This window comes from Sphingobium sp. BHU LFT2 (genome assembly GCF_018604485.1).
Lineage (GTDB): Bacteria > Pseudomonadota > Alphaproteobacteria > Sphingomonadales > Sphingomonadaceae > Sphingobium > Sphingobium yanoikuyae_A.
In genome coordinates this window covers 169332-190267 of the sequence record NZ_JAFCGW010000003.1, presented here as the reverse complement: position 1 = coordinate 190267, position 20936 = coordinate 169332, and the positions used below count along the sequence as shown (strand labels likewise).

The 20936-nt window shown below is 65.3% G+C and carries 16 protein-coding genes; 7 read left to right on the top strand and 9 right to left on the bottom strand.

The features are described 5' to 3' along the window. Positions 1 to 36 precede the first annotated feature (36 nt). On the bottom strand, positions 37 to 864 hold the full coding sequence (locus tag JQK15_RS08220) for an IclR family transcriptional regulator (RefSeq protein ID WP_004209343.1): 828 nt from the start codon (positions 862 to 864) through the stop codon (positions 37 to 39). A gap of 134 nt (positions 865 to 998) precedes the next feature. On the opposite strand from JQK15_RS08220, the gene rhmD reads away from it, so the two are divergent. From rhmD to JQK15_RS08185, 7 genes are all read left to right on the top strand, one after another. Then, complete coding sequence (gene rhmD, locus JQK15_RS08215) at positions 999 to 2219, top strand: L-rhamnonate dehydratase (RefSeq protein WP_214864799.1); 1221 nt, start codon at positions 999 to 1001, stop codon at positions 2217 to 2219. 27 nt (positions 2220 to 2246) lie between these two features. Continuing rightward, the gene (locus JQK15_RS08210) at positions 2247 to 3104 is read left to right on the top strand and encodes a 2,4-didehydro-3-deoxy-L-rhamnonate hydrolase (RefSeq protein WP_214864797.1); all 858 of its coding nucleotides are present in this window, start codon (positions 2247 to 2249) and stop codon (positions 3102 to 3104) included. After that, complete coding sequence (locus JQK15_RS08205) at positions 3101 to 3853, top strand: SDR family NAD(P)-dependent oxidoreductase (RefSeq protein ID WP_214864795.1); 753 nt, start codon at positions 3101 to 3103, stop codon at positions 3851 to 3853. Before JQK15_RS08210 ends, JQK15_RS08205 begins: the two co-directional genes overlap by 4 nt. Positions 3854 to 4028: 175 nt before the next feature. Further along, complete coding sequence (locus JQK15_RS08200) at positions 4029 to 4931, top strand: amidohydrolase family protein (protein WP_214864793.1); 903 nt, start codon at positions 4029 to 4031, stop codon at positions 4929 to 4931. Continuing rightward, on the top strand, positions 4928 to 5992 hold the full coding sequence (rhaT, locus tag JQK15_RS08195; RefSeq protein WP_010339259.1) for an L-rhamnose/proton symporter RhaT: 1065 nt from the start codon (positions 4928 to 4930) through the stop codon (positions 5990 to 5992). The genes JQK15_RS08200 and rhaT overlap by 4 nt, the downstream gene beginning before the upstream one ends. After that, the gene (locus tag JQK15_RS08190; protein WP_214864791.1) at positions 5992 to 7032 is read left to right on the top strand and encodes a glycoside hydrolase family 43 protein; all 1041 of its coding nucleotides are present in this window, start codon (positions 5992 to 5994) and stop codon (positions 7030 to 7032) included. Before rhaT ends, JQK15_RS08190 begins: the two co-directional genes overlap by 1 nt. Beyond that, positions 7019 to 7837, top strand: a complete 819-nt coding sequence (locus tag JQK15_RS08185; protein WP_214864789.1) for an alpha/beta hydrolase — start codon at positions 7019 to 7021, stop codon at positions 7835 to 7837. The genes JQK15_RS08190 and JQK15_RS08185 overlap by 14 nt, the downstream gene beginning before the upstream one ends. A gap of 25 nt (positions 7838 to 7862) precedes the next feature. Here the strand turns inward: JQK15_RS08185 and JQK15_RS08180 are convergent, their stop codons facing one another. From JQK15_RS08180 to JQK15_RS08145, 8 genes are all read right to left on the bottom strand, one after another. Continuing rightward, positions 7863 to 8912, bottom strand: a complete 1050-nt coding sequence (locus tag JQK15_RS08180) for a LacI family DNA-binding transcriptional regulator (RefSeq protein ID WP_004209352.1) — start codon at positions 8910 to 8912, stop codon at positions 7863 to 7865. A 46-nt stretch (positions 8913 to 8958) separates the two neighbouring features. Next, positions 8959 to 9924: a glycoside hydrolase family protein gene (locus tag JQK15_RS08175; protein ID WP_214864786.1), complete on the bottom strand. Its 966-nt coding sequence runs from the start codon at positions 9922 to 9924 to the stop codon at positions 8959 to 8961. Further along, on the bottom strand, positions 9921 to 11111 hold the full coding sequence (locus JQK15_RS08170; protein ID WP_214864784.1) for an SGNH/GDSL hydrolase family protein: 1191 nt from the start codon (positions 11109 to 11111) through the stop codon (positions 9921 to 9923). Before JQK15_RS08170 ends, JQK15_RS08175 begins: the two co-directional genes overlap by 4 nt. A 29-nt stretch (positions 11112 to 11140) precedes the next feature. Beyond that, entirely contained in the window at positions 11141 to 12655 is a 1515-nt protein-coding gene (locus JQK15_RS08165) for an MFS transporter (protein ID WP_004209355.1), read from the bottom strand. 108 nt (positions 12656 to 12763) lie between these two features. Then, complete coding sequence (locus tag JQK15_RS08160; RefSeq protein WP_214864782.1) at positions 12764 to 15196, bottom strand: glycosyl hydrolase 115 family protein; 2433 nt, start codon at positions 15194 to 15196, stop codon at positions 12764 to 12766. After that, positions 15196 to 16776: a rhamnogalacturonidase gene (locus tag JQK15_RS08155; RefSeq protein ID WP_214864780.1), complete on the bottom strand. Its 1581-nt coding sequence runs from the start codon at positions 16774 to 16776 to the stop codon at positions 15196 to 15198. Before JQK15_RS08155 ends, JQK15_RS08160 begins: the two co-directional genes overlap by 1 nt. Positions 16777 to 16804: 28 nt before the next feature. Further along, positions 16805 to 17920, bottom strand: a complete 1116-nt coding sequence (bglB, locus tag JQK15_RS08150; RefSeq protein WP_214864778.1) for a beta-galactosidase BglB — start codon at positions 17918 to 17920, stop codon at positions 16805 to 16807. Continuing rightward, the gene (locus JQK15_RS08145; RefSeq protein ID WP_214864776.1) at positions 17921 to 20929 is read right to left on the bottom strand and encodes a glycoside hydrolase family 35 protein; all 3009 of its coding nucleotides are present in this window, start codon (positions 20927 to 20929) and stop codon (positions 17921 to 17923) included. Between the last annotated feature and the right edge of the window lie 7 nt (positions 20930 to 20936).

Here is a 20936-nt window from a genome sequence, read left to right as displayed (position 1 = left end):
GGGGAGGAATATTGCCGTGCTCGCCACCGCTACAAACTAGCGCCGCACCGGGCGGCGGGGGGATTTGACGCCGGGGGTCCAGCCCAGGTCGGCGCTGACCTTCTGCGCGGCGGCGCGGACCTCGTCGCTCAGCGATGCCATGCGCTCATCGTCCATATATTGGGCGGCGCTCGACAGGCTGATGGCGGCGACGATCGCGCCCGACGCATCGCGGATCGGCGCGGCGACGCAGCGTATCTGGTCCTCATTCTCTTCCAGGTCGAACGCGCGCCCGGCCGCGACATAGCCGCGCATCCGCTCCAGCCATGTGGCCGGGTCGGCATCATGGGTGCCGTTCTCCCGCTCGCTTTCCAGCAGCCGGGTCCAGCCCGCCTCGGGATCGTCCAGCATCAGCGCCTTGCCAAGGCCGGTCGAGGTCAGCGGATGGCGGTCGCCGATGCGGCTCGAAATCTCGACCCGGCGGCGGCCGGGAATCTTGTCCAGATAGAGCGCCTGGTCGCCGTCCAGCCGGCCCAGATGCACCACATCCTCGCTCGCGGCGGCCAGCGCTTCCAGATGGGGGCGGGCAATCTGCACCACGTCGGCCTGGCTCTGCGCCAGGAAGCCCAGCTGCAGCAGCTTGGGACCAAGCTGATAGCCCTCGCGCGGCAGGAAGGTCAGGAAACCGCGCTCGACCAGCGCATTGGCCAGGCGATGGGTGGTGGAGCGCGTCAGGCCCATGCGCTCGGACAGGTCGGCGAGCTTCACCGGCCCGTCGATCACCTGGTCGAGCAGGTCCAGCCCGCGCTGAAGGGTCTGCGACCCCTGCGTCTTCGACTTTTCCTCTCGCGGACCCGATTCCGGGTTTGACGTATTTTGTCTCATCTACTAACACTCTATCCCACAAAATGAGAAAAACAAGGGTGTAGGAGAGGCTGGACGCGATTCTTCCCCTCAATTGCCCCACGTTGTGCGCATTTTGTCCATATGGTGGAAGTGTTATTGCCCATCCCCTTGCGATGGGTCTGGCCCAAGGGAGTTTCAGCGTGCCCATCGTGACGTTGCCGAAGATCAAGCATGTCCGCGCCTTCACCGTGCGCGGCGGCGGTGCCGATTATCATGACCAGGGCGAAGGCCACTGGATCGACGATCACATCGCGACGCCGATGTCGAAATATCCCGAATATCGCCAGTCGCGGCAGAGCTTCGGCATCAATGTGCTGGGCACGTTGGTCGTGGAGATCGAAGCGGAAGACGGCACCGTCGGTTTCGCCGTGACGACCGGTGGCGAGCCTGCCGCCTATATCGTCGAAAAGCACCTCGCCCGTTTCCTCGAAGGCCGGTCGCCGACCGACTATGAGAAGATCTGGGACCAGATGTATTTCTCGACCCAATATTATGGCCGCAAGGGCCTGGTCATCAACGCCATCTCCGGCGTCGACCTCGCGCTCTGGGATCTGCTCGGCAAGCTGCGCCAGGAACCGGTCTATCATCTGCTGGGCGGCGCGGTCCGCGACGAACTGCAATTCTACGCCACCGGCGCGCGCCCGGACAAGGCGAAGGAATTCGGCTTCATCGGCGGCAAGATGGCGCTGCACCATGGCCCGGCCGAAGGCATTGAGGGCCTCAAGAAGAATATCGCCGAACTGGCCGACATGCGCTCGAAGGTCGGCGATGATTTCTGGCTGATGTGGGACTGCTGGATGGCGCTCGACGTTGACTATGCCACCCGCCTCGCCATCGCCGCGCATGAGCTGGGCCTCAAATGGATCGAGGAAGCGATCAGCCCGGACGATTATTGGGGCTACCAGCAGCTCAAGCGCAACGTGCCCAAGGGCATGCTGGTCACCACCGGCGAGCATGAAGCGACCCGCTGGGGCTTCCGCATGCTGATGGAAATGGATTGCTGCGACATCATCCAGCCCGATGTCGGCTGGTGCGGTGGCGTGACCGAACTGCTCAAGATCAGCGCGCTGGCCGACGCCCATGGCAAGATGGTCGTGCCGCATGGCTCGTCGGTCTACAGCTATCATTTCGTCATCACCCGCCACAACTCGCCCTTCGCCGAGTTCCTGATGATGCATCCGGGGCCGACGGAAGTGGTGCCGATGTTCGCGCCGCAGCTGCTGGGCGAACCGATGCCGGAAAATGGCCGCATGAAGGTGAGCGCGCTCGACAAGCCGGGCTTCGGCGTCGACCTGAACCCCGACATCGCGATGCACCGTCCCTATACCCACTGATCGCCTGAACAGAGAAAGACTGATCCCATGAAATTTGTTCGTTTCGGCCAGCGTGGCCAGGAAAAGCCCGGCGTGATCGATGCCGAAGGCAAGATTCGCGACCTCGCCGGCGTCGTCGCCGACCTGACGATCGAGAGCCTCGCCGCCGCCAAGGGCGTCGACGTGGACTCGCTCCCCGTCGTCGATGGCGACCCGCGCTATGGCGTGCCGGTCAAGGGCATCGGCAAGATCGTCGCCATCGGCCTCAACTATGAGGACCATGCGATCGAATCCAACCTGCCGATCCCGACCGAGCCGATGATGTTCATGAAGGCGCTGTCTTCGCTCAATGGCCCCAATGACGAAGTGATGCTGCCCAAGGGCGCGACCCATGGCGACTGGGAAGTCGAACTGGGCGTCGTTATCGGCGAAACCTGCCGCTTCGTGTCGGAAGAAGATGCGCTGTCGAAGGTCGCGGGCTATGTCCTCGTCAACGACGTGTCGGAACGCTTCAACCAGAAGCAGCGCGGCACCCAGTGGAGCAAGGGCAAGGGCCATGACACCTTCTGCCCGGTCGGCCCCTGGCTGGTGACCGCTGACGAAATCGGCAATCCGCAGGATCTCGACATGTATCTCGACGTCAATGGGACACGGATGCAGACCGGCAATACGAAGACGATGATCTTCAACGTCGCCCAGCTCATCTCCTATGTCAGCGAATATATCACCCTCTACCCCGGTGACCTGATGATCACCGGCACCCCTCCGGGCGTGGGTGAGGGCAAGAAGCCTGAGGCCGTCTACCTCAAGGCCGGCGACGTCATGGAACTGGGCATCGCCAAGCTCGGCAGCCAGAAGCAGAATGTCGTGGAATGGCGCCACCTTGGCGACGAGGTGCTCGGATGAGCGTCTGGTCGGGACGATTTGAAGGCCGCACTGCGGTCATCACCGGCGGCGCTTCCGGGCTTGGACGTCAGGTTGCCAAGCGGATCGTTGCGGAGGGCGGCGAAGTGGTCCTTTGGGATCTCAACGCCGATGCTCTCGCAGAAGCCAAGGTTGAAGTCGCAGCAACCCACACCATTGCTCTCGACATTTCCGATCAAGCGGCCGTCGAGAAAGCGGCAGAGGAAAGCTTTCACGCGCTTGGCGTTCGCATCGATGTGCTGGTCTGCTCGGCCGGCATCACCGGCGCGACCGCCACGGTGTGGGACTATCCGGTCGACAGCTGGCAGCGGGTGATCGACATCAACTTGAATGGCCTCTTCTACTGCAACCGGGCCATCGTGCCCTTCATGCTCGAAAATGGCTATGGCCGGATCGTCAACCTTGCCTCGGTCGCAGGCAAGGAAGGCAATCCCAACGCCAGCGCCTATTCGGCCAGCAAGGCCGGCGTCATCGGCTTTACCAAGAGCCTGGGCAAGGAACTGGCGGGCAAGGGCGTGATCGCCAATGCGCTGACCCCGGCGACCTTCGAAAGCCCGATCCTGGAACAGCTGCCGCAGAGCCAGGTCGACTATATGCGCTCGAAGATCCCGATGGGCCGGCTTGGCCTGGTAGAGGAATCGGCCGCCATGGTCTGCTTCATGGCCAGCGAGGAATGCAGCTTCACCACGGCGTCGACCTTCGACACCTCGGGCGGCCGCACCACCTTCTGACCCAAGCCTCTACGCGGCGCGACCGGCCATCCAAGAGCCCGGCGCGCCGCGATTTACGCCAGTCTCCCCCGTTCGCCCTGAGCCTGTCGAAGGGCAGGCTGAGCGAAGTCGAAGCCTTCGCCACGCTCGGCCCGAACGGAAAAGAGGCTGCTGAACTGTTCATGGGAGAGGACGCATGATCCCCTTTGTCGATGCCCATATCCATCTGTGGGATCTCAATCATATCCGCTACGATTGGCTGAGCCCGCCCTTTTCGGACGATGGCCCCAATGGCAGCGTCGAGCCGATCGCCCATGACTATGGCGTCGCCCAATATCGCGAAGACCTCGCCCGCTGGAACGTCGTCGGCGCCGTCCATGTCGATGCCGGCGCCGCCGCGGAAAGCGCGCTGCGCGAGACCCAGTGGCTCGACACGCTCGCCGCCGTCGATGGTCTCCCCACCGGCTTCGTCGCCTTCGCCGCCCTCAACGCCCCGGATGTCGATGCGCTGCTGGCCGCGCAGGCCGCCCATCCCCGCGTCAGGGGCATCCGCCATATCGTCAACTGGCATGCCGATCCTCAGCGCACCTATGGCCCGGTCGACCTCACCGTCGATCCGCTATGGCAGGCGGGCTATGGCCTGCTGGCAAAGCATGGCCTCTCCTTCGACCTGCAATGCTATCCGGGGCAGATGCCCGGCCTCGTCCCGCTGATCGAGCGCCACCCGGACATACCGGTCATCATCAACCATATGGGCATGCCGGTGCTGACCGACCCGGATGGCCTCAACGACTGGCGCCGGGGCATGAAGGCGCTCGCCGCGCTGCCCCATGTCGCGGTCAAGCTGTCGGGCATGGGCTTCATCCGCCGCGACTGGACCATGGCTGGCATCGCGCCGCTGGTGCATGAGGCGATCGACATGTTCGGGGTCGATCGTTGCGCCTTCGCCAGCGACACGCCGACCGACAAGCTGTTCGGCCCGATCGACCGTTACATGGAATCCTATCACGCTATCGTGTCGGATTTCCCCGAAGCCGATCGCCGCGCCATGTTCGCCGGCAACGCCAATCGCCTCTATCGTCTGGGACTTGCCCTATGACCCCCAATCCCCTGCTCGGCGTCCTCTTCCACTGGCTCGGCGGCTTCGCCTCGGCCAGCTTCTATGTCCCCTTCCGCGGCGTGAAGCGCTGGAACTGGGAGATTTTCTGGCTGACCGGCGGCATCTTCTCCTGGGTGATTGCGCCCTGGTTCTTCGCCTCGGTCCAGACCAACGACCTGATGGGCGTGATGGCACAGGTGCCCTCGTCCGTGGTTGGCTGGTGCATCTTCTTCGGCTTTCTCTGGGGCTTTGGCGGCCTCACCTATGGCCTCACCATGCGCTATCTCGGCCTCTCGCTCGGCATGGCGGTGGTGCTGGGCCTCTGCACCGTCTTCGGCACGCTGATCCCGCCGATCTTCGACGGCACTTTCATGACGGAGATTGCCGGCACCTTGCATGGCCAGATCGTCCTGCTGGGCCTGGCCGTCACCGTGCTCGGCATCGTCGTCGTCGCCCGCGCCGGCGCCCGCAAGGATGCGGCGCTTTCGGCCGATCAGAAGGCAGCGGCCGTCGCCGAGTTCGATTTCAAGAAGGGCATCGCCGTCGCCATCTTTTCCGGCATCATGTCGAGCTGTTTCGCCTTCGGCCTTGCCGCCGGCGAACCGGTCAAGGCGCTCTCGGCCGCCGCCGGCACCGGTCCGCTCTGGACCGGCCTGCCCACCCTCTGCCTCGTCATGTTCGGCGGCCTCATCACCAACGCGCTCTGGTGCGGCTGGCTGATCGCCAGGAACAAGTCGGCGGGCCAGTGGGCCGGCGCGCCCGACGCCAGCGGCCAGCGCCCCAAGCTGCTGCCCAATTTCCTGCTCTGCGCGGTCGCGGGTACGGCCTGGTATTTCCAGTTCTTCTTCTACACCATGGGTGAAAGCCAGATGGGCCGCTTCGGCTTCTCCAGCTGGACGCTGCACATGGCCTCGATCATCATCTTCGGCACCTGCTGGGGCTTTGCCTTCCGCGAGTGGAAGGATGCTGCGCCGGCGGTCCGCCGCATGGTGTGGAGCGGCGTCGGCCTGCTGATCCTCGCCACCCTCATCATCGGCTATGGCAACAGGCTGGCCAGTTGATGCGTCGCTGGCTCGCCGCTCTGTTGCTGACGCTCGCCGCCCCGGTGGCGGCGGCCGATGCGCCGCTGCTGACATCGCATCTGCGCATCCACGACCCCTTCGTCGTGGCGGAGCAGGGAAGCAAGACCTACTGGCTCTTCTCGAAGAATGACCCGGCCGTCACCGGCGATCCGCGCATCGGCATCATGGCCTATGCCAGCACCGACCTCGCCCATTGGCAGACACCCAAACTGGTCTTCGCCCTGCCGAAGGACGTTTGGGCCGATGACGGCGGCTGGGCGCCGGAGGTGCATCGCTGGAAGGGGCGCTATTATCTCTTCGCCACCTTCCACAATGACAAGGCGACAATCCCGGCCAGCGGCAAGCGCCCCAATTATCGCCGCGCCACCTTGCTGGCGGTGGCCGACCGGGTCGATGGCCCCTATCAGCTTATCCACAAGGGCGAGCCGGTCACTGGGCCTGAAGCCATGACGCTCGACGGCAGCCTCTATGTCGACCCGGCCGGCAAACCCTGGATGGTCTATGCCCATGAATGGCTGCAGATGGGCGTCGGCACGATGGAGGCGCTGCCGCTCAAGGACGATCTCTTGCCCGCCGGCAAGCCGCAATTGCTGTTTCGCGCCAATGACGCCGACTGGGTGATCGGCCAGAAACAGCCCGAAGGGGACATGGGCTATGTCACCGACGGCCCCGAACTCTATCGCACCAAAAACGGCACCCTGCTGATGCTCTGGTCGAGCTGGGGGAAGGGCGGCTATGTCCAGGCGCAGGCCCGCTCCACATCCGGCACGCTCGCCGGCCCGTGGGAACAGCTTGGACCTCTGATCGAACAGGACAGCGGCCATGGCATGCTGTTCCATGCCTTTGATGGCCGGCTGATGCTGGTCCTCCACCGCCCGTTCAAGCGGGCGATCGCCAAATTCTACGAAATGCGCGACGCCGGCGATCGGCTGGAGGTCGTGCGCGAGGCCGTGGAACTGGATGGCGAAGCCTATCCCACCCATGGCTGCCCGATGGGAGTATCCTATGCTCGCTGCTGATCTGGTCTGGCCGCTGCGCGACGCGCCAAGCGGCGCCTTCGCCCTGGAAGACGCCAATGCCGCGCCCGAACAGGCGGTCGTCACCGCCGTCGATCGCCCGGTGCTGCTCGGCTATGCGCCCGACAAGCCCAATGGCCGCGCCATGCTCATCCTGGGCGGCGGCGGCTATGTCGCGCTGATGGCCGGACGCGAAGGGGTGCAGGTCGCGCAATGGCTGACCTCGCTCGGCTATCATGCCTTCGTCCTCGTCCACCGCTTGCCCCATGCCGGCACCGGCCCGTCCGCGCCGCTCGACGATGCGCTCGCCGCGATGCGGATGATCCGCGCGTCCGATCTGGCGCCTGATGGCGTCGGCGTCGTCGGCCTCTCCTCGGGCGGCCATCTCGCCGCCTGCCTCGCCGCGCATTATCCGGCGGACTGGGGCGATGTCGCGCCGCAGCGGCCCGATATCATGGTGATCGGCTATGCGCCCATTTCCACCAATGCCAAAGGCCGCACCATCGTCGCCGACAAGCCGCCGCTGCCGCCGGTGGAAAAGCAGGCGCTCTACGACGCGCTCCAGCCCGACGCGCAATTGTTGCCCGGCCCGCCGCCGGCCTTCATCGTCTATGCCGGAAATGATCCGGTAGTGCCGGTCGAAAACGCCCATCGCCTCAGCCGCGCCTGGCAGGATGCGGGCGGCAGTGCGGAACTGCACATCTTCGCCGACGCCCCCCATGGCTTCGCGCTCGACACGCCGGATCAGCCCGTCTCGCTCTGGCCGCGCCTGTGCGAAGCCTGGCTCAGACAGGTCGGCTTCCTGTAAACTTCGCTGTCACCTTCCGGCAATTTTAATGCCGTGAAGGCACGGCATCCGACTGGCGCCGGATCAGCTGATAATCCAGCTTCACCCGGCCTAATGCCTCTTCGCCGGCGCCATCGTCCTGGCTGCTGAAATGGGCGCCCAGCAGGCCGATCGCCTCGCGCGCCATGTCGCGGATCGGCTGGCGGATCGTCGTCAGCGCCGGCCAGATCGCGCTCGCCAGCGGGGTGTCGTCGAAACCGCAGATGGTGATGTCGCCCGGCACGTTGATCCGCCGCTGATGCGCCACCGTGATCGCGGCCGCTGCCATATCGTCATTGCAGGCAAAGATGGCGCTGGGCGGCGTGTCGAGGCTCAGCAACTGCTCGGCCGCGTCCAGCCCCGATCGATAGGAAAAGTCGCCCGGCACGATCCAGCGCTCGTCCAGCCTTATCCCCCGGTCGGCCAGGCAGTCGCGAAAGCCCTGCAGGCGCCGGGCGCTGGCGCGGTGGCGGATATTGCCGGAGATGAAGCCGATCTGCCGATGGCCCAGGTCGATGAGGTGCCGGGTCAGATCATAGGCGGCATGGCGGTCGTCGGTCCCCACCGCCAGCATGCCGGGCACATCGCCATCGGGCGCGATGCCGACCACGGCGATGTCACGCGCCTGCAACGCCTCGACCAGTTCGGCCCAGTCGCACAGCGGCGGCGGCAGGATGACGCCAGCGACATGCGCCTTCGACACCTGGTCGACGATTTCCTTGGCAAAGGCGCCGGGCGCGCATTGCTCGACCACCAGATGCAGATGGCGCTGCGGCGCCTCGCCCAGCGCGCCGAGCAGCAGCTCGCCCAGATAGGCCGACGTCGTCGAATTGCTGTGCAGCAACGCCACCCGCCGGTCGGCGCTGCCCACCAGCGCGCGCGCCGACGCATTGGGCACATAGCCCAGATCCTTGACCGCCTGCTCGACCGCCTGTTGCGACTTGGCGCTGACCAGCGCCTTGCCGTTGATCGCGCGCGATGCGGTCATCATCGACACGCCGGCGCGGGCGGCGACCTCGCGGATCGTGGGCGGCTTCTTCTTCGCGGCTTTCTGCATCGCCTGACGTCCTAGCCGGTTTTCCCGACAAGGAAAATCGCGGCGATCAGGGCTTTAGTCGTATATGCGCCGGCGCATCGCGATCGACGCTGACGATCCCGTCCTTCTCGATCAGTTCGGCGATCTGCAGCACCGACCGCCGTTTCCAGTCGGGATTGGCCTTGGCCTCATCCTCGCCCTCCTGATGGACGAAATAGATGATATAGGCCCGGTCGCCCGACACGATGATGTCGGGGTGCTGGCCCTTGGCCCGGTCGGTCGGTGCCTTGCCCGGCGTCGCCAATATATAGTCCGGCTGGCGCGTCCAGTGCGTCCCGTCGTCGGAGCGCATCACCAGCAGCCCCTTCCACGCGTCGGAGATCAGCCAATATTTGCCCTTCCAGCGAAACGCCTTGGGCCCTTCGCCCGGCGTGTCGGTCAGCCGGTCCTTGACGCTCCAGTGGATGAGGTCGCTGCTGTCGGCGGTGCGGATCGCCTTGTTCATCCGCTCGTCGTTGAAGAACAGCCGATAGCCGCCGCCCGGCAACGCCAAAACACTGGCGTCGATCACCCGGTCGGAGCCGAGATCGAGCCGCTCGCCACAGGTCCAGCTCTTGAGGTCCGGGCTGGTCAGATGGACGATGAAGCGCGGCGCATTCCAGTCGCGATAGACGCCCGGCACCACCGTCAGCCACATATGCCACTGGCCTTCCAGCCATTGCACCTCGGGCGCCCATAGCGTCTCGCCGGTGCAACGGGTCGGGATCGTCGCGGTGCCGCTATAGCGCCACCTGGCGCCATCCTTCGACCGCGCCGTGCCGATCGCCGTGCCATGGACCCAGCGGACATCCTTGGCGTCTTCCATGGGCAGGTCGGCGCGGCGATTGGTGTAGAACATCACCCATTCGCCGCTCTTGCGATCATAGACGGTCGACGCATCGGCCGCGCCATCATGCACCGGATCGCGCAGCAGCGGCTTGGGCGCCACCGGCCCGCTCGCGGCGGCGGCCATCAACAGCAGCGACGCGATCATTTGAACAGCCTCAGGTCGAACGCATCGGCCATGACGCGGAAGCCTTCGTCATTGGGGTGCAGCGCGTCGCCGACATCATAGGGCTTGGCCATGCGCGACGGATCGGCCGGATCGGCCACCGCCTTGGCCAGGTCGACAAAGCCGTCGGCCTCCTTGGTCGTGCGGATCCAGTCATTGACGGCGATGCGCACCGCATCGCCCTCCGCGCTCCAATAGCCCGCGCCCTTGTATGGCAGGATGGTTGCCAAAATGACCTTGATATTGCGGTCATGCGCCCGCGCGATCATCTGGCGATAGGCGCCGATCACGGTCTGCGGCGTCAGCATCGGACGCTTGTCGCGCGCCGCGCCGCCCAGATCATTCACCCCTTCCAGGATGACGACATGGGTGACGCCCGGCACCGCCAGCACGTCGCTGTCGAACCGCGCCAGCGCATTATAGCCGTCCGCCTCGCTCAGCAGCCGGTTGGCGCTGATCCCGGCATTGGCAACGCCGACGCTCTTGCGGCCCGCCTTCTGCAGCCGCTCGGCCAGCAGATCGGGCCAGCGCCGGTTGCTGTCGGGGGTGGCGCGCACGCCGTCGGTGATGGAATCGCCCAGCGTCACGATCGCCGTGCCGCGCTTCGCATTGTCGACTTCGACCGCGGAAATCACCACGCGCGGCCCGATGACGGTCGGGCTGGTCAGCGTCTGCGCACCGGTCTGGTCGCCCGGCGCGGTCCAGGTCGTCGCCGCCGAGTAGCTGTGGACGGTCGCATCCGCCGCGCCCTGCGGCAGATGGATGGAAATGCTGATCCGGGTCAGCGGCTTGACCGCCAGGTCGATCGGATCGCTCAGCAATGGCGCGCGTGCGGGAATGGTCGCACCCTGCGCCTGGTTGAAGGTCACGACATGGTCGCTGCCCGGCACGATCGCGCCATTCTCGCCGGCTAGCGCGACATGCACGCTGCCCACCAGCAGCGGATTGACCGACATCTCGTTCGACAGGCGGATGCGGATGCGCTGCCCGCCGCTCGACAGGCGCACGACCTGGCGGACGGTGCGGTCGTTGAGATCGGGATGCTTCTCGGGCGGGGCGCGGTTGACCAAGGGCGCCGCCATCCAGCTGCGCGACCAATATTGGGCCTGTGCCGGCGTCGCGGCGACCATCGCCAGCAGCGCCGCACCCAACAGCATCCTCTTGCCCATGTCCCTCTCCCTTATTGTCTGACCGGCCCTTATTGCGCGACCGGATTGCGGCCCCACAGCTGGTCATAGCGCCAGCCCGACAGATCCTCGACCACCTCGGCCGCGACCGGCGATGTCGGCGTGCGCGCGCCGCTGCGCAGATGCTCGATCTCGCGCATCAATATGTCGTGCGTCGCCGGGCTCAGGCGGAATTTGGTCGACACCCAGATGCCCAGCCCCAGGCAGCCGACCGTGCCGACGCCCAGCAGCAGCGCCATGGTCAGGATCGCGCCATGGCTCTGTTCCGCCGCGCCCGACACGAAGCCGCCAGCCTGCATGATGAAGCCCACGCCGGCGACGGCCGCCGCCTGCGTCGCCTTGCGGACGAAGGTCATGACCCCGGCGAAGCTGCCTTCGCGGCGCTGGCCGGTCACGATCTCGTCGACATCGGCCATATAATTATAGGTCGCCCAGGGAATATAGTTGAGCGCGCCGCGGCCCAGGCCGCACAGGATGATCGGTAGCCAGATCCACGGGCTGGTCGCCGGCACGCCGGCAAACCACAGGCCGATCAGCGTCAGGCAGCCGACGGCGAAGTCGGCGGCGGCGACCTGATAGGCCTTGGCCGGCGACGCCCGCAGCGCCAGGTTGATGGCGATGATCACCGCCACGAACTGGACGATATACATGGTGCCCAGCAGGCCCGATGCGATCGCCGTCGATCCGGCCAGCGCGAAGATCACGAAGAAGGTGAAGGCCGCGTTGAAGATGTCCTGGCTGATATAGCCGCCCAGATACATGCCCAGATGCAGGCGGAAGGCGCGGATGCGCATGGTGGAAAACAGGTTGCGGTAGAGCGCCTTCAGCGCCTGTCCCGGCCCGCCCGCGCCGACCGGATTCTGGCCGATCGCCTCGGCCGATCCGGGCAGATGCCGTTCCCAGCTGAACAGGTAGAGCAGCCCCGCCGTGACCATGAACAGGGCGGCAAAGATGATGCCCATGTAGAAGAAGGTGTCGGCGCTGTCGCGGCCCAGCGCGTTGATCAGCCACAGCGGCAGGAAGCCGGCCAGGATTGCCGATGCCTGGCCGAACAATATGCGCGACCCGGCGAACTTCGCCTTGGTGCGATAGTCGGTCGACATTTCCGCGGCCAGCGTCTCGAACGGAATGATCTCCATCGCATAGACCAGCTCGAACAGCACATAGCTGACCAGATAATACCAGAAGCCCTGACCCGGCAGCCACATCAATGCAAAGCTTGGCAGCAGCGGAATCGCGGCCAGGATGAAGAAGCGGCGGCGGCCGAACTTGCGGCCCAGCCAGGTGCCGCCGAAATGGTCGGAAATATAGCCGATCATCGGCGAGGCGAAGGCGTCCAGGATGCGCGCGACGGCAAAGATGGTCGCCGCCTGCCCGGCGCTAAGGCCACAGAATTGCGTGTAGAAGATCAGCACCCAGCCGGAAATGACCGCCATCGATCCCGCGCCCAGCACGTCGTTGGAGCCATAGGCGAGGTAATTTTGCAGGCGGACGGGACGCGCGGTGGATGGGGCAGTCTCGGGCAATTCAGGTCCTCCGCCTAGGGCAATGATCGGCGCTTGGGCTCTTGTTCTGACGCGCGCGGGCATATGAAATATATGCCACATAGTGAACGGCTATCACACGATATGAGACTAATGCAAGCCGCCATCCGCCTTTTCTGCGGTCGCTGGCACGAAGCGGATTGCCTCGATCAGCACGCCGGGATCGGCACGCTCCAGCGTCACGACATGCCGCCCGCCGCTCATTCGTTGCGTTAACGTCATGGTCGTCCGATTGTCCAGCACCCCCATCGCCCAGTCGCGACTGCCGGTCTCGCGCCGACTCTCCAGCGCCTGCGTCACGCCATCGATGCCGATGGTCAAATGCAGCGCATCGCCATCCCGGTCGGCATAGGTCGGCAGGATATCCACAAGCGCGGTCCATTCGCCCGGCGGCAGGTCGATCGTCGCGCGGCCTGCCTCGGCCTTGGTGCCGGGCGCCAGCATCGCGCCATGGCGGCCCAGCCCCTCCACGCGTGCCCAGCCGGCGAATCGGTCCGGCGTCAACAGCGGCAGGGCAGGGGCGGCTGGCTGCGCCTTCGCCGGTCCGGCTGACGGCGCCAGCGCATCGACCGGTGGCAGGATCACCGGGGTCTGACGATAGCTGCGCCATTGCCCGTCCGCCGGCTCCACCGCCATGATTCCGCGCCATTTTCCGCCCGCTAGCGTGCGGTTATAATAGGCCGTCAGCCTGTCAATTTCGCTGTCCGCTTCATGCGCGATCCTGCCGCGCCGCGTCGCCTCGGCAAGGTCGCTGTCGCGCAGCCGGTCATGCGCCTCGGCGGAAAAGAAACGCCGGTTGGCCGCCGCCGATGCCCGCACCGGATAGGCCAGCAATTCATAGAAGGCGTCGCGTCGCTCGGCCGGGATATCCGGCTCGACTTTCGCCAGCGCCGCTTCCATCTCCGCAAACGCCGCCAGCCGTTCATCCGCCTCGCCGATTGTCAGCGGGCTTTGCCGATACTTATCCACAGGCAGATTCCACTGCAGATGCTCGGGCCGCCGGGCGAAATTCAGCTGGTGATAATCGCGCAAAATCCCCGCAATGGCGGGCACCTGCGCGGCATCGACATTCTCCGCCGCCCAGTCTTCCACAAACTTATCCACAGGCTTTGCCCGCACCTTATCCACAGCCCAGGCAAGGCTCAGGAAATAGTCGGTGGCCAGCTCCGCCGGCTTGATATCGCCGACATTCACCACCCAGACCTGCCGCGCGCCGGCATCCCAGGCGCGGCCCATTTCCTCCCGGATCAGCGCCGGCGGAGTTGTGGATAACCATAGGTAGGAGAGCGGCGCGCCCAGATAGGAGAGGTGATAATAGACGCCCGATCCGCCCTTGCGCGCCCGCTCGGCGGCATCCGGGAAGTGGCGGATATAGCCGAAATTATCGTCCGGCCACATCAGCGTCACATCGTCGGGCACCTTGAGGCCCGCGCGATAGACGTCCAGCACTTCCTTATAGGGCGTGAAGACCTGCGGGGCGTCCGCCGCACCGGCCCTGGCCAGCATCGCCCGCTGGTCGGCAAAGATGCGCTCCAGCGTGGCGCGCCGCTCTTCGACCGTCCTGGGGCCCACCATGCCACTGTCATGGATGCCGCGCATCCCCAGTGTCCAGATGCTCTCATAGCGGGCGTTGCTGCGCACCCGCGCATCCCAATAGCGCCGCACCCCGTCGGGGTTTTTGAGATAATCGAAATCCTCGGCCGGGGCGGTCCATTCGCCGACATTGTTGCGCAGCATCGGCTCGGCATGGCTCGACCCCATGATGATGGCATAGCGATCGACCAGCGCCGCATTGGCCGGGTCGGCATTGAAGGGTGTCGTCACCTTGTGCATCGCCGGCCACAGCAGATTGGCCTTCAGCCGCAGCAGCAGCTCGAAAACCTGTGCATAAGTCTTCGGCCCCAACGGTTTCTCGCCGGGCGCGTGGGTGCCCGCCGCCCAGGGCACCAGCCCCCAATCCTCGTCATTCAGGAAAATGCCGCGATATTTGACCGAAGGCGGCCCGAACCGCCGGGCATCCTTCGCCACATAGAGCGCATCGCGATGCAGCGGCGTCACATCCGCCCACCAGTGCCAGGGCGACACGCCGATCGCGCGCGACAGTTCATAGGCGCCATAGGCGGTGCCACGCCGGTCGCTGCCAATGATCAGCAGCGCGCGCGCCACGCCGGGTGCCGGCCGCTCGACCGGCAGGATCAGGAAACTCTCCCACGCGCCTTTCAGCTTCGCGACATCGATCCGCTTGTCCGCCACCAGCCGGTCGATCGCTTCACTGTGGCCCAGCGTGCCAATCCAGACCTGTGCCGCGCCGCCCTCGGCCGCGCCAGTGACCCGGCCAATATCCTGCTTCAGGTCATCGGCGGCGATCCGCACCACGGCGTCGTCGGCCGGATCGGTGACGATCCGTGCCGCCTGTCCCTGCGCCACCAGCGGGAAATCCCCCCGCTGCGCCACCGACCGCACCCAGTGCGCCGCCTGCACCGGCGTCGCACCGAGCAGCAGCAGCGCCAGCCACCAGCGCATCAGAAATGCACCATGTTGGTCGTGTCGATCCGCCGGTCCGGCAAATCGCGGATCGCGCTGCTGCGAAAGCCGGTCACATTCTCCAGGCGGAAGGCATCCGCGCCGCCCGGCATTTTCAGATAGGATCCGTCAAACCCCTCGACATGCTTCAGCCAGAAGGCCGGCCGCGCGTCCGTCGCCCGTGTCCGCACCTCGACATGGCTCAGGTCCAGATTGCGCGCATGCCGGATGAAGAAACCGCTCGCCGGCAAGGGGCCGAACCGGTCGGGATCGGGATAATCCTCTTCCTTCGCCGGTGGATCGATCCCGGCCATCGCCGCGTCGCCGCCGCCCGGCTGGTCGATGAAGAGATTGCTGATCTGGATGTCCTCGACCGGATGACCGGCCACCCCCGCGATGATCGACGGCAGCATCGACCCGCTCTGGCAGGTCACATTGTCGATCAGCACCCGCCGCATCGATCCCACCGCCGCACCGGCCGGCCCGCGCATCCGCCGGCCGAGCCGAAGGAACAGGGCCGGGCTGTGACAGCCGCGCATGGCGATGTTGCTGATCGTCACATCCTCCATCACCGCGCCGTCCACCGTTTCCAGCGCCAGCCCCCAGCATTGGTCGAACACGCAATTGCTGATCGTGATATTCTTGAACCCGCCATTGCTTTCGGTGCCGCACTTGATCCGGCCCAGCAGCCAGGTGTTGCGATTGCGCGCCAATGGTTGGAACGTCCCGTCCAGCAGCGTGCCGACGACATAGGATCCGCTGACATGGCAGTTGGTGATGGTCACATTCTCGGTCGCGCGCGGATAGCCCAGCGCATAGCTGGACTTGGGCACGATCGCGTCGTCATAGGGGGTGTTGAGCGTGCAGTTGCTGACCCGCACATTGCGGCAGCAGTCGATGTCGAACCCGTCGCGGTTGGTATCGACGGTGAGGTTGTCGATCAGCAGATTGTCGACCCCGGTGGCCAGCAGGGCGAAATGCCCGCCCTCCAGAATCGAAAAGTCCCGCAGCGCGACATTGCGGCAGTTCTTGAGCGCGATCGCCTTGTTGCCGACGCCGGGCAGTTCGGCGGCCGGCCGATCCGTGTCAGGATGGCCCCGGCTCAGCCCCTTGCCCCAGATCAGCCCGTCGCCGCAGATCGCGATGTCATGCAGCCCCTCGCCATGGATCAGGCTGTTGCGCCAGTGATTATGGCCATAATCCTGATAGGGGGCGATTGCCGGATCCTGCGGCTCGGCCGCATCATAACCGCCATTGGGAAGGCCCGTCAGCGGCACCGACGCGGCCAGCAGGGTGGCGCCCCGGTCGAGCCACAGGGTGACGTTGCTCTTCAGGTGAATGGTATAGCTGGCATAGCGGCCGGGCGGGACATAGACGGTCCCGCCGCCGCGCTCCGCGGCAAAGGCGATCGCCCGGTCGATCGCCGGGCTGTCGATATGGCTACCATCGCCCTCCGCGCCGAAATGGCGGACATTCACTATGCCTTGCGGTAGGGCGCGGCCAAAAGCGGGCAGTGCCGCCAGCATGGATATGCCGGCGGCACCTTTCAGCAGGAAACGGCGATCGAACGGTCCTTCCATTTACCCCTCGATCCCCGTTTCCCGTGACTCAGATATAGGTGCGCAGGAACTCGCCGAGTGCGCACATGGCCAGGCTCTGGCCATAGGGCATGGAGGTGAGCGCGATGTCCTTGTAGAATTGCATCGTGTCGCCCATCGCCGTGCCGAAGCTCACCTGCTGCAGCTCGCCGGTCTCGTCGATATTCGCCAGCACGCCGCGCACCGCCTTGATGCCGACTTCCTCATAATGGCGGGGCAGATAGCCCTTCCGCACGGCTTTCAGGATGCCATAGGCAAAGCCGGCGGTGGCCGATGCTTCCAGATAGCTGGTCGGATCGACGATCAGCGTGTGCCACAGGCCGGTTTCGGCGTCCTGCGTCTGCGCCAACGTCTTCACCTGGGCGGCCAGCGTGTCGATCAGGAAGGTGCGGAAGAAATCGCCTTCCTTCAGGTCGAGGATCTCGATGATCTCTGGGATGGCGATCGTCACCCAGCAATTGCCGCGCGCCCACAGCGCTTCGGCGAAATTGTGGCGACCGTTGAAGTCCCAGCCGTGGAACCACAGGCCGGTCTTCTTGTCGAACAGATATTTGATATGGACCAGGAACTGGCGCTTGGCTTCCTCGACATAGGCCGGGCGGTCCAGCAGCAGGCCGATCTTGGCCAGCGGCAGCACCGACATCATCAGCGTGTCGTCCCACATCTCGCCAGGATTCTCGTCATTATAGACGATGTGCTGGAACCCGCCTTCTTCGGTCTTGGGCAGGCCATCGGCCGCCATCAGCCATTCGGCCCAGACGTCCAGATAGGGGATGTAGCGCGGGTCGGGCTCATATTCATACAGATAGGCCAGCGTGATGAACGGGGCCATCGTGTTGATATTCTTGGTCGGCGTGCCTTCGGCAAAGCGATCCTCGAACCACTGCTTGATGATGCCCAGCGCCTTCTGGTCGCCGGTCTGCTCGAAATAGCGCCACATGCCGAACAGGCCGACGCCGTGGGTCCATTCCCACCCGGCCCAGCCCTTGGTGTCGATGATGCGGCCATCTTCCAGATGGAGCAGGAATTCGCCTGTCTCGTCCTTGATATTGACGAGATTGTCCATCAGCCGGTCGATGGATTCGACGACCTGCTGGCGCGGTACATCATGGGTGAGAGCGGCCACTTACTTGGTCTCCTTGAGGTCTGAAGGTGCGTTTGGCGCGGTCACCATCTGCACCGGCAGACCGCCTTTCACATTGCGTAGGGTGACGAGGCGCACGGATTCGAGCGCATCGCCCGGCTGACCGTCGGACGTGACGGCCAGCGCGACATGGTTCTGGCCCCTGTGATTCAGGATGCCTTCGGGAATGGGGAAGGTCCGCTGCGGCCCGACATGGGCGATGAACTGCCCCATGTTCCAGCCATTGACGAACACCAGCACACGGTAACGGACCGGGGAGCGCGGCTTGCTGGCGTCGCCGAAGCTGAGGCCAATGGTCGCGTCCTGCCCCTTGGGGACGTTCAGGGCAAAGCTGGTGCGATACCAGCTCGTCCCGGCCGCCGCCTGGGTCGCGGGCACGCTGGCCTTGGCCCAGCCGGCATCGTTGAAGCCGGGCAGGTGCCAGCCCATCCGCTCGCCATAAAGGCCGCCACTGTTCGCGGGGCCACGGGCGACATCGGGCAGATCCTCGCCGCCCTGCTTGCCCTGGATCTTCCAGTTGATCGGCACGACGAAGCTGCGCCCGCTCGGGCCGCCCTCCAGCGATGCGGACACCAGGCCGCGCGCCTCCTTGTGGAAGTCGTCGCTGTCCAGATCCCAATTATGGCCATTGTTGCGGACCATGACGGAGAGGACATGCTCGCCCGCTGCCTGCGCCTCCGCCGGCAGCGCAAAGCGCGCCGTGCCGGTGGTGATCGGCCGGGGCAGGCCGCCGGGGGTCTCGCCTTCACCCAGGAACTTGCCGTCGACCCAGGCCTGCACCAGGCCCGAACCGCCCGCGCCATAATAAAGCGACAGCGCCTTGGCATCGGGTGAACCGGTGAAGCGGCCGCGATACCAGACATCGCCATCATGGAAGCCATAGGCGTCCATCAGCATATTGGGCTGGCCGTCCGGCTTGGCGGTGGTGCTGGCATAGGACCGGTTGTCGATCGCCTGCCAGCCGCTGTCGTCGAAACCGGGCTGCGCCTCGGGCGAACCCTGTGCCATGCGCCAGTCGTTGAGCGCCGGCAGCGCGACATCGGCCGGGCCGGCGAGCGGCTGGACCGCGGCGATGCTGCCGATGGCTGTCGCCTTCGTCGTCACCTTCGCGCCGTTCCAGCTGACCGAGCGGACCGCCTTGGGCGCCCAGATTTCGAGCGGGCTGGCCGAAGCTATATCGCCGGTCAACACCAGCGAACCGCCCTTGGCAACGGCGCTGCGCACCAGCGCCGGCCCGCGCACCAGCATATCCTTCTCGCGCCAGTAGCGCGCGCCCTCGGCCTCGTCGGCCAGGATCAGGGTCAGCGGCGGACGTCCGCCCCCCTCGATCCGCACCACGGCGCGGCCCTGATGGCTGTAATCCAGCTTCAGGTCGCCCTTGGCGGCATCGAACGCGCTGCGTGCCTGGCCTTCGAGCACCGTCACCTTGGGTGCGGATGCATAGCGCAGCACCGTCTCGCCCGGCTCGCCGGCGCGGCCATAGAGCAGGATCAGGTCGTTGCCGTCGATCTGCTGCGCCGACTGGAGTTCGGAACTGGAATAGACCAGCCGCTGCCCGCCCAGCGTCACGCCCGCGACCAGCCATTTGGCATCAAAGCCATTAAGTTGCATCGGCACGCTATAGCGGCCATCGGGCAGGTCGGCGGTGAAGCTGAAGCTATCGCTGGTCTGCCCGTTGGACGGCTTGTGCGTCACCATCAGGAAGCGCGCGTCCGTCTCCGGGCTCTTGTTGTGATAGACCTGGATATTGGGCGAGCTGATCTCCGGCGTGCCGGCCGGGATCATGCCGGCCATGTCGGGGACGGAGGCGATCAGGCCGCCCAGCTGCTTCATCTCCAGCGCCTTTTCGCGCACCTCGCGCGGCTCGGAAATGGCGGAGCCATAATCATAGCTGCTGAACACCACAGGCGCGGGTAGCCAGCCCCAGCTGGTGCCGCCATAGCCCATGTAGAAGCTCTGGATGCCGATGCCATTGGCCAGGTTGGTACCATAGAAGACGCGCTGGAACCGCTTGCCACGCTGGATCGCGTTGCACTCATAGCCGCCGTTGGATCCCCAATAGTCGAACCAGCCGCCACCGAATTCGGCCAGGAAACCGGGCGTGTCGGGGGAGGCCGATGCGCCGCCCTTGGCCCCGCCCGGACCATAATAGCCCCAGTCGGGCGCGGCCGACCCGCGCGTCGGCTTGCCGTCCACGGTACAGGTGCCGCCGGGATAGCCGTCGAACGCATACATGTCGTTGGGGCCGTGGACGACCTTGTCCACCTTGCTGCTTTCCGGCGCCCAGTAACCGTTGCGGCCCTGGTCATTGTGGAACAGCGGCACGGTGATGCCGTCGGCCCGTGCCTTGGCATAGAGATGGTCCATGTAGCGGCGCTGGGCGGGCGTGGTCATCGCCAGCTCATTCTCGATCTGGTGCAGGATCACGCCATATTTGCGGCTGGGATCATTGTTGATCTGGTGCTTGGCGATGATCGCATTGACCTTTGTCAGCCATTCGTCGGCCGCCGCCATATAATCGGGGTCATCGGTGCGGGCGCGGGCGCGCTGGTTGACCAGCCAGCCGGGAAAGCCGCCGCGCGACAGTTCCGCATTCACATAGGGACCGGCGCGGGTGATGACGTAGAGGCCTTCCTCCTCCGCCATCGTCAGCAGTCGATCGATGTCGCGGATACCACTAAAGTCGTACACGCCCTTTTTCGGGCTGTGGAATCCCCAGTCGAAATAGACGGCGACGCTGTTGAAGCCGCTCGCCTTCATCTTCTGCAGGATGTCGCGCCACAGATCGGGCGAGGGCAGGCGGAAATGGTGGAATTCCGACGACCAGATCACCATCCGCTTGCCGTCGATCATCAGCGATCGCGCATCATAGGAGACGCGGCCGAAGGTCTTGACCGGGGCGGAGAGATTGGCGGTCGGCTTGGCCTGCTGCGCGAGCGCAGGCGTGGCCAGCATGGTGCCAAGGGCGAGGGCGGCGATGAAGCTACGCATGGATGTC

Excerpts from the sequence above, each read along its gene's own strand:
- JQK15_RS08220 (WP_004209343.1), bottom strand. The coding sequence starts at position 864 with ATGAGACAAAATACGTCAAACCCGGAATCGGGTCCGCGAGAGGAAAAG.
- rhmD (WP_214864799.1), top strand. The coding sequence starts at position 999 with ATGGGTCTGGCCCAAGGGAGTTTCAGCGTGCCCATCGTGACGTTGCCG.
- JQK15_RS08210 (WP_214864797.1), top strand. The coding sequence starts at position 2,247 with ATGAAATTTGTTCGTTTCGGCCAGCGTGGCCAGGAAAAGCCCGGCGTG.
- JQK15_RS08205 (WP_214864795.1), top strand. The coding sequence starts at position 3,101 with ATGAGCGTCTGGTCGGGACGATTTGAAGGCCGCACTGCGGTCATCACC.
- JQK15_RS08200 (WP_214864793.1), top strand. The coding sequence starts at position 4,029 with ATGATCCCCTTTGTCGATGCCCATATCCATCTGTGGGATCTCAATCAT.
- rhaT (WP_010339259.1), top strand. The coding sequence starts at position 4,928 with ATGACCCCCAATCCCCTGCTCGGCGTCCTCTTCCACTGGCTCGGCGGC.
- JQK15_RS08190 (WP_214864791.1), top strand. The coding sequence starts at position 5,992 with ATGCGTCGCTGGCTCGCCGCTCTGTTGCTGACGCTCGCCGCCCCGGTG.
- JQK15_RS08185 (WP_214864789.1), top strand. The coding sequence starts at position 7,019 with ATGCTCGCTGCTGATCTGGTCTGGCCGCTGCGCGACGCGCCAAGCGGC.
- JQK15_RS08180 (WP_004209352.1), bottom strand. The coding sequence starts at position 8,912 with ATGCAGAAAGCCGCGAAGAAGAAGCCGCCCACGATCCGCGAGGTCGCC.
- JQK15_RS08175 (WP_214864786.1), bottom strand. The coding sequence starts at position 9,924 with ATGATCGCGTCGCTGCTGTTGATGGCCGCCGCCGCGAGCGGGCCGGTG.
- JQK15_RS08170 (WP_214864784.1), bottom strand. The coding sequence starts at position 11,111 with ATGGGCAAGAGGATGCTGTTGGGTGCGGCGCTGCTGGCGATGGTCGCC.
- JQK15_RS08160 (WP_214864782.1), bottom strand. The coding sequence starts at position 15,196 with ATGCGCTGGTGGCTGGCGCTGCTGCTGCTCGGTGCGACGCCGGTGCAG.
- JQK15_RS08155 (WP_214864780.1), bottom strand. The coding sequence starts at position 16,776 with ATGGAAGGACCGTTCGATCGCCGTTTCCTGCTGAAAGGTGCCGCCGGC.
- JQK15_RS08145 (WP_214864776.1), bottom strand. The coding sequence starts at position 20,929 with ATGCGTAGCTTCATCGCCGCCCTCGCCCTTGGCACCATGCTGGCCACG.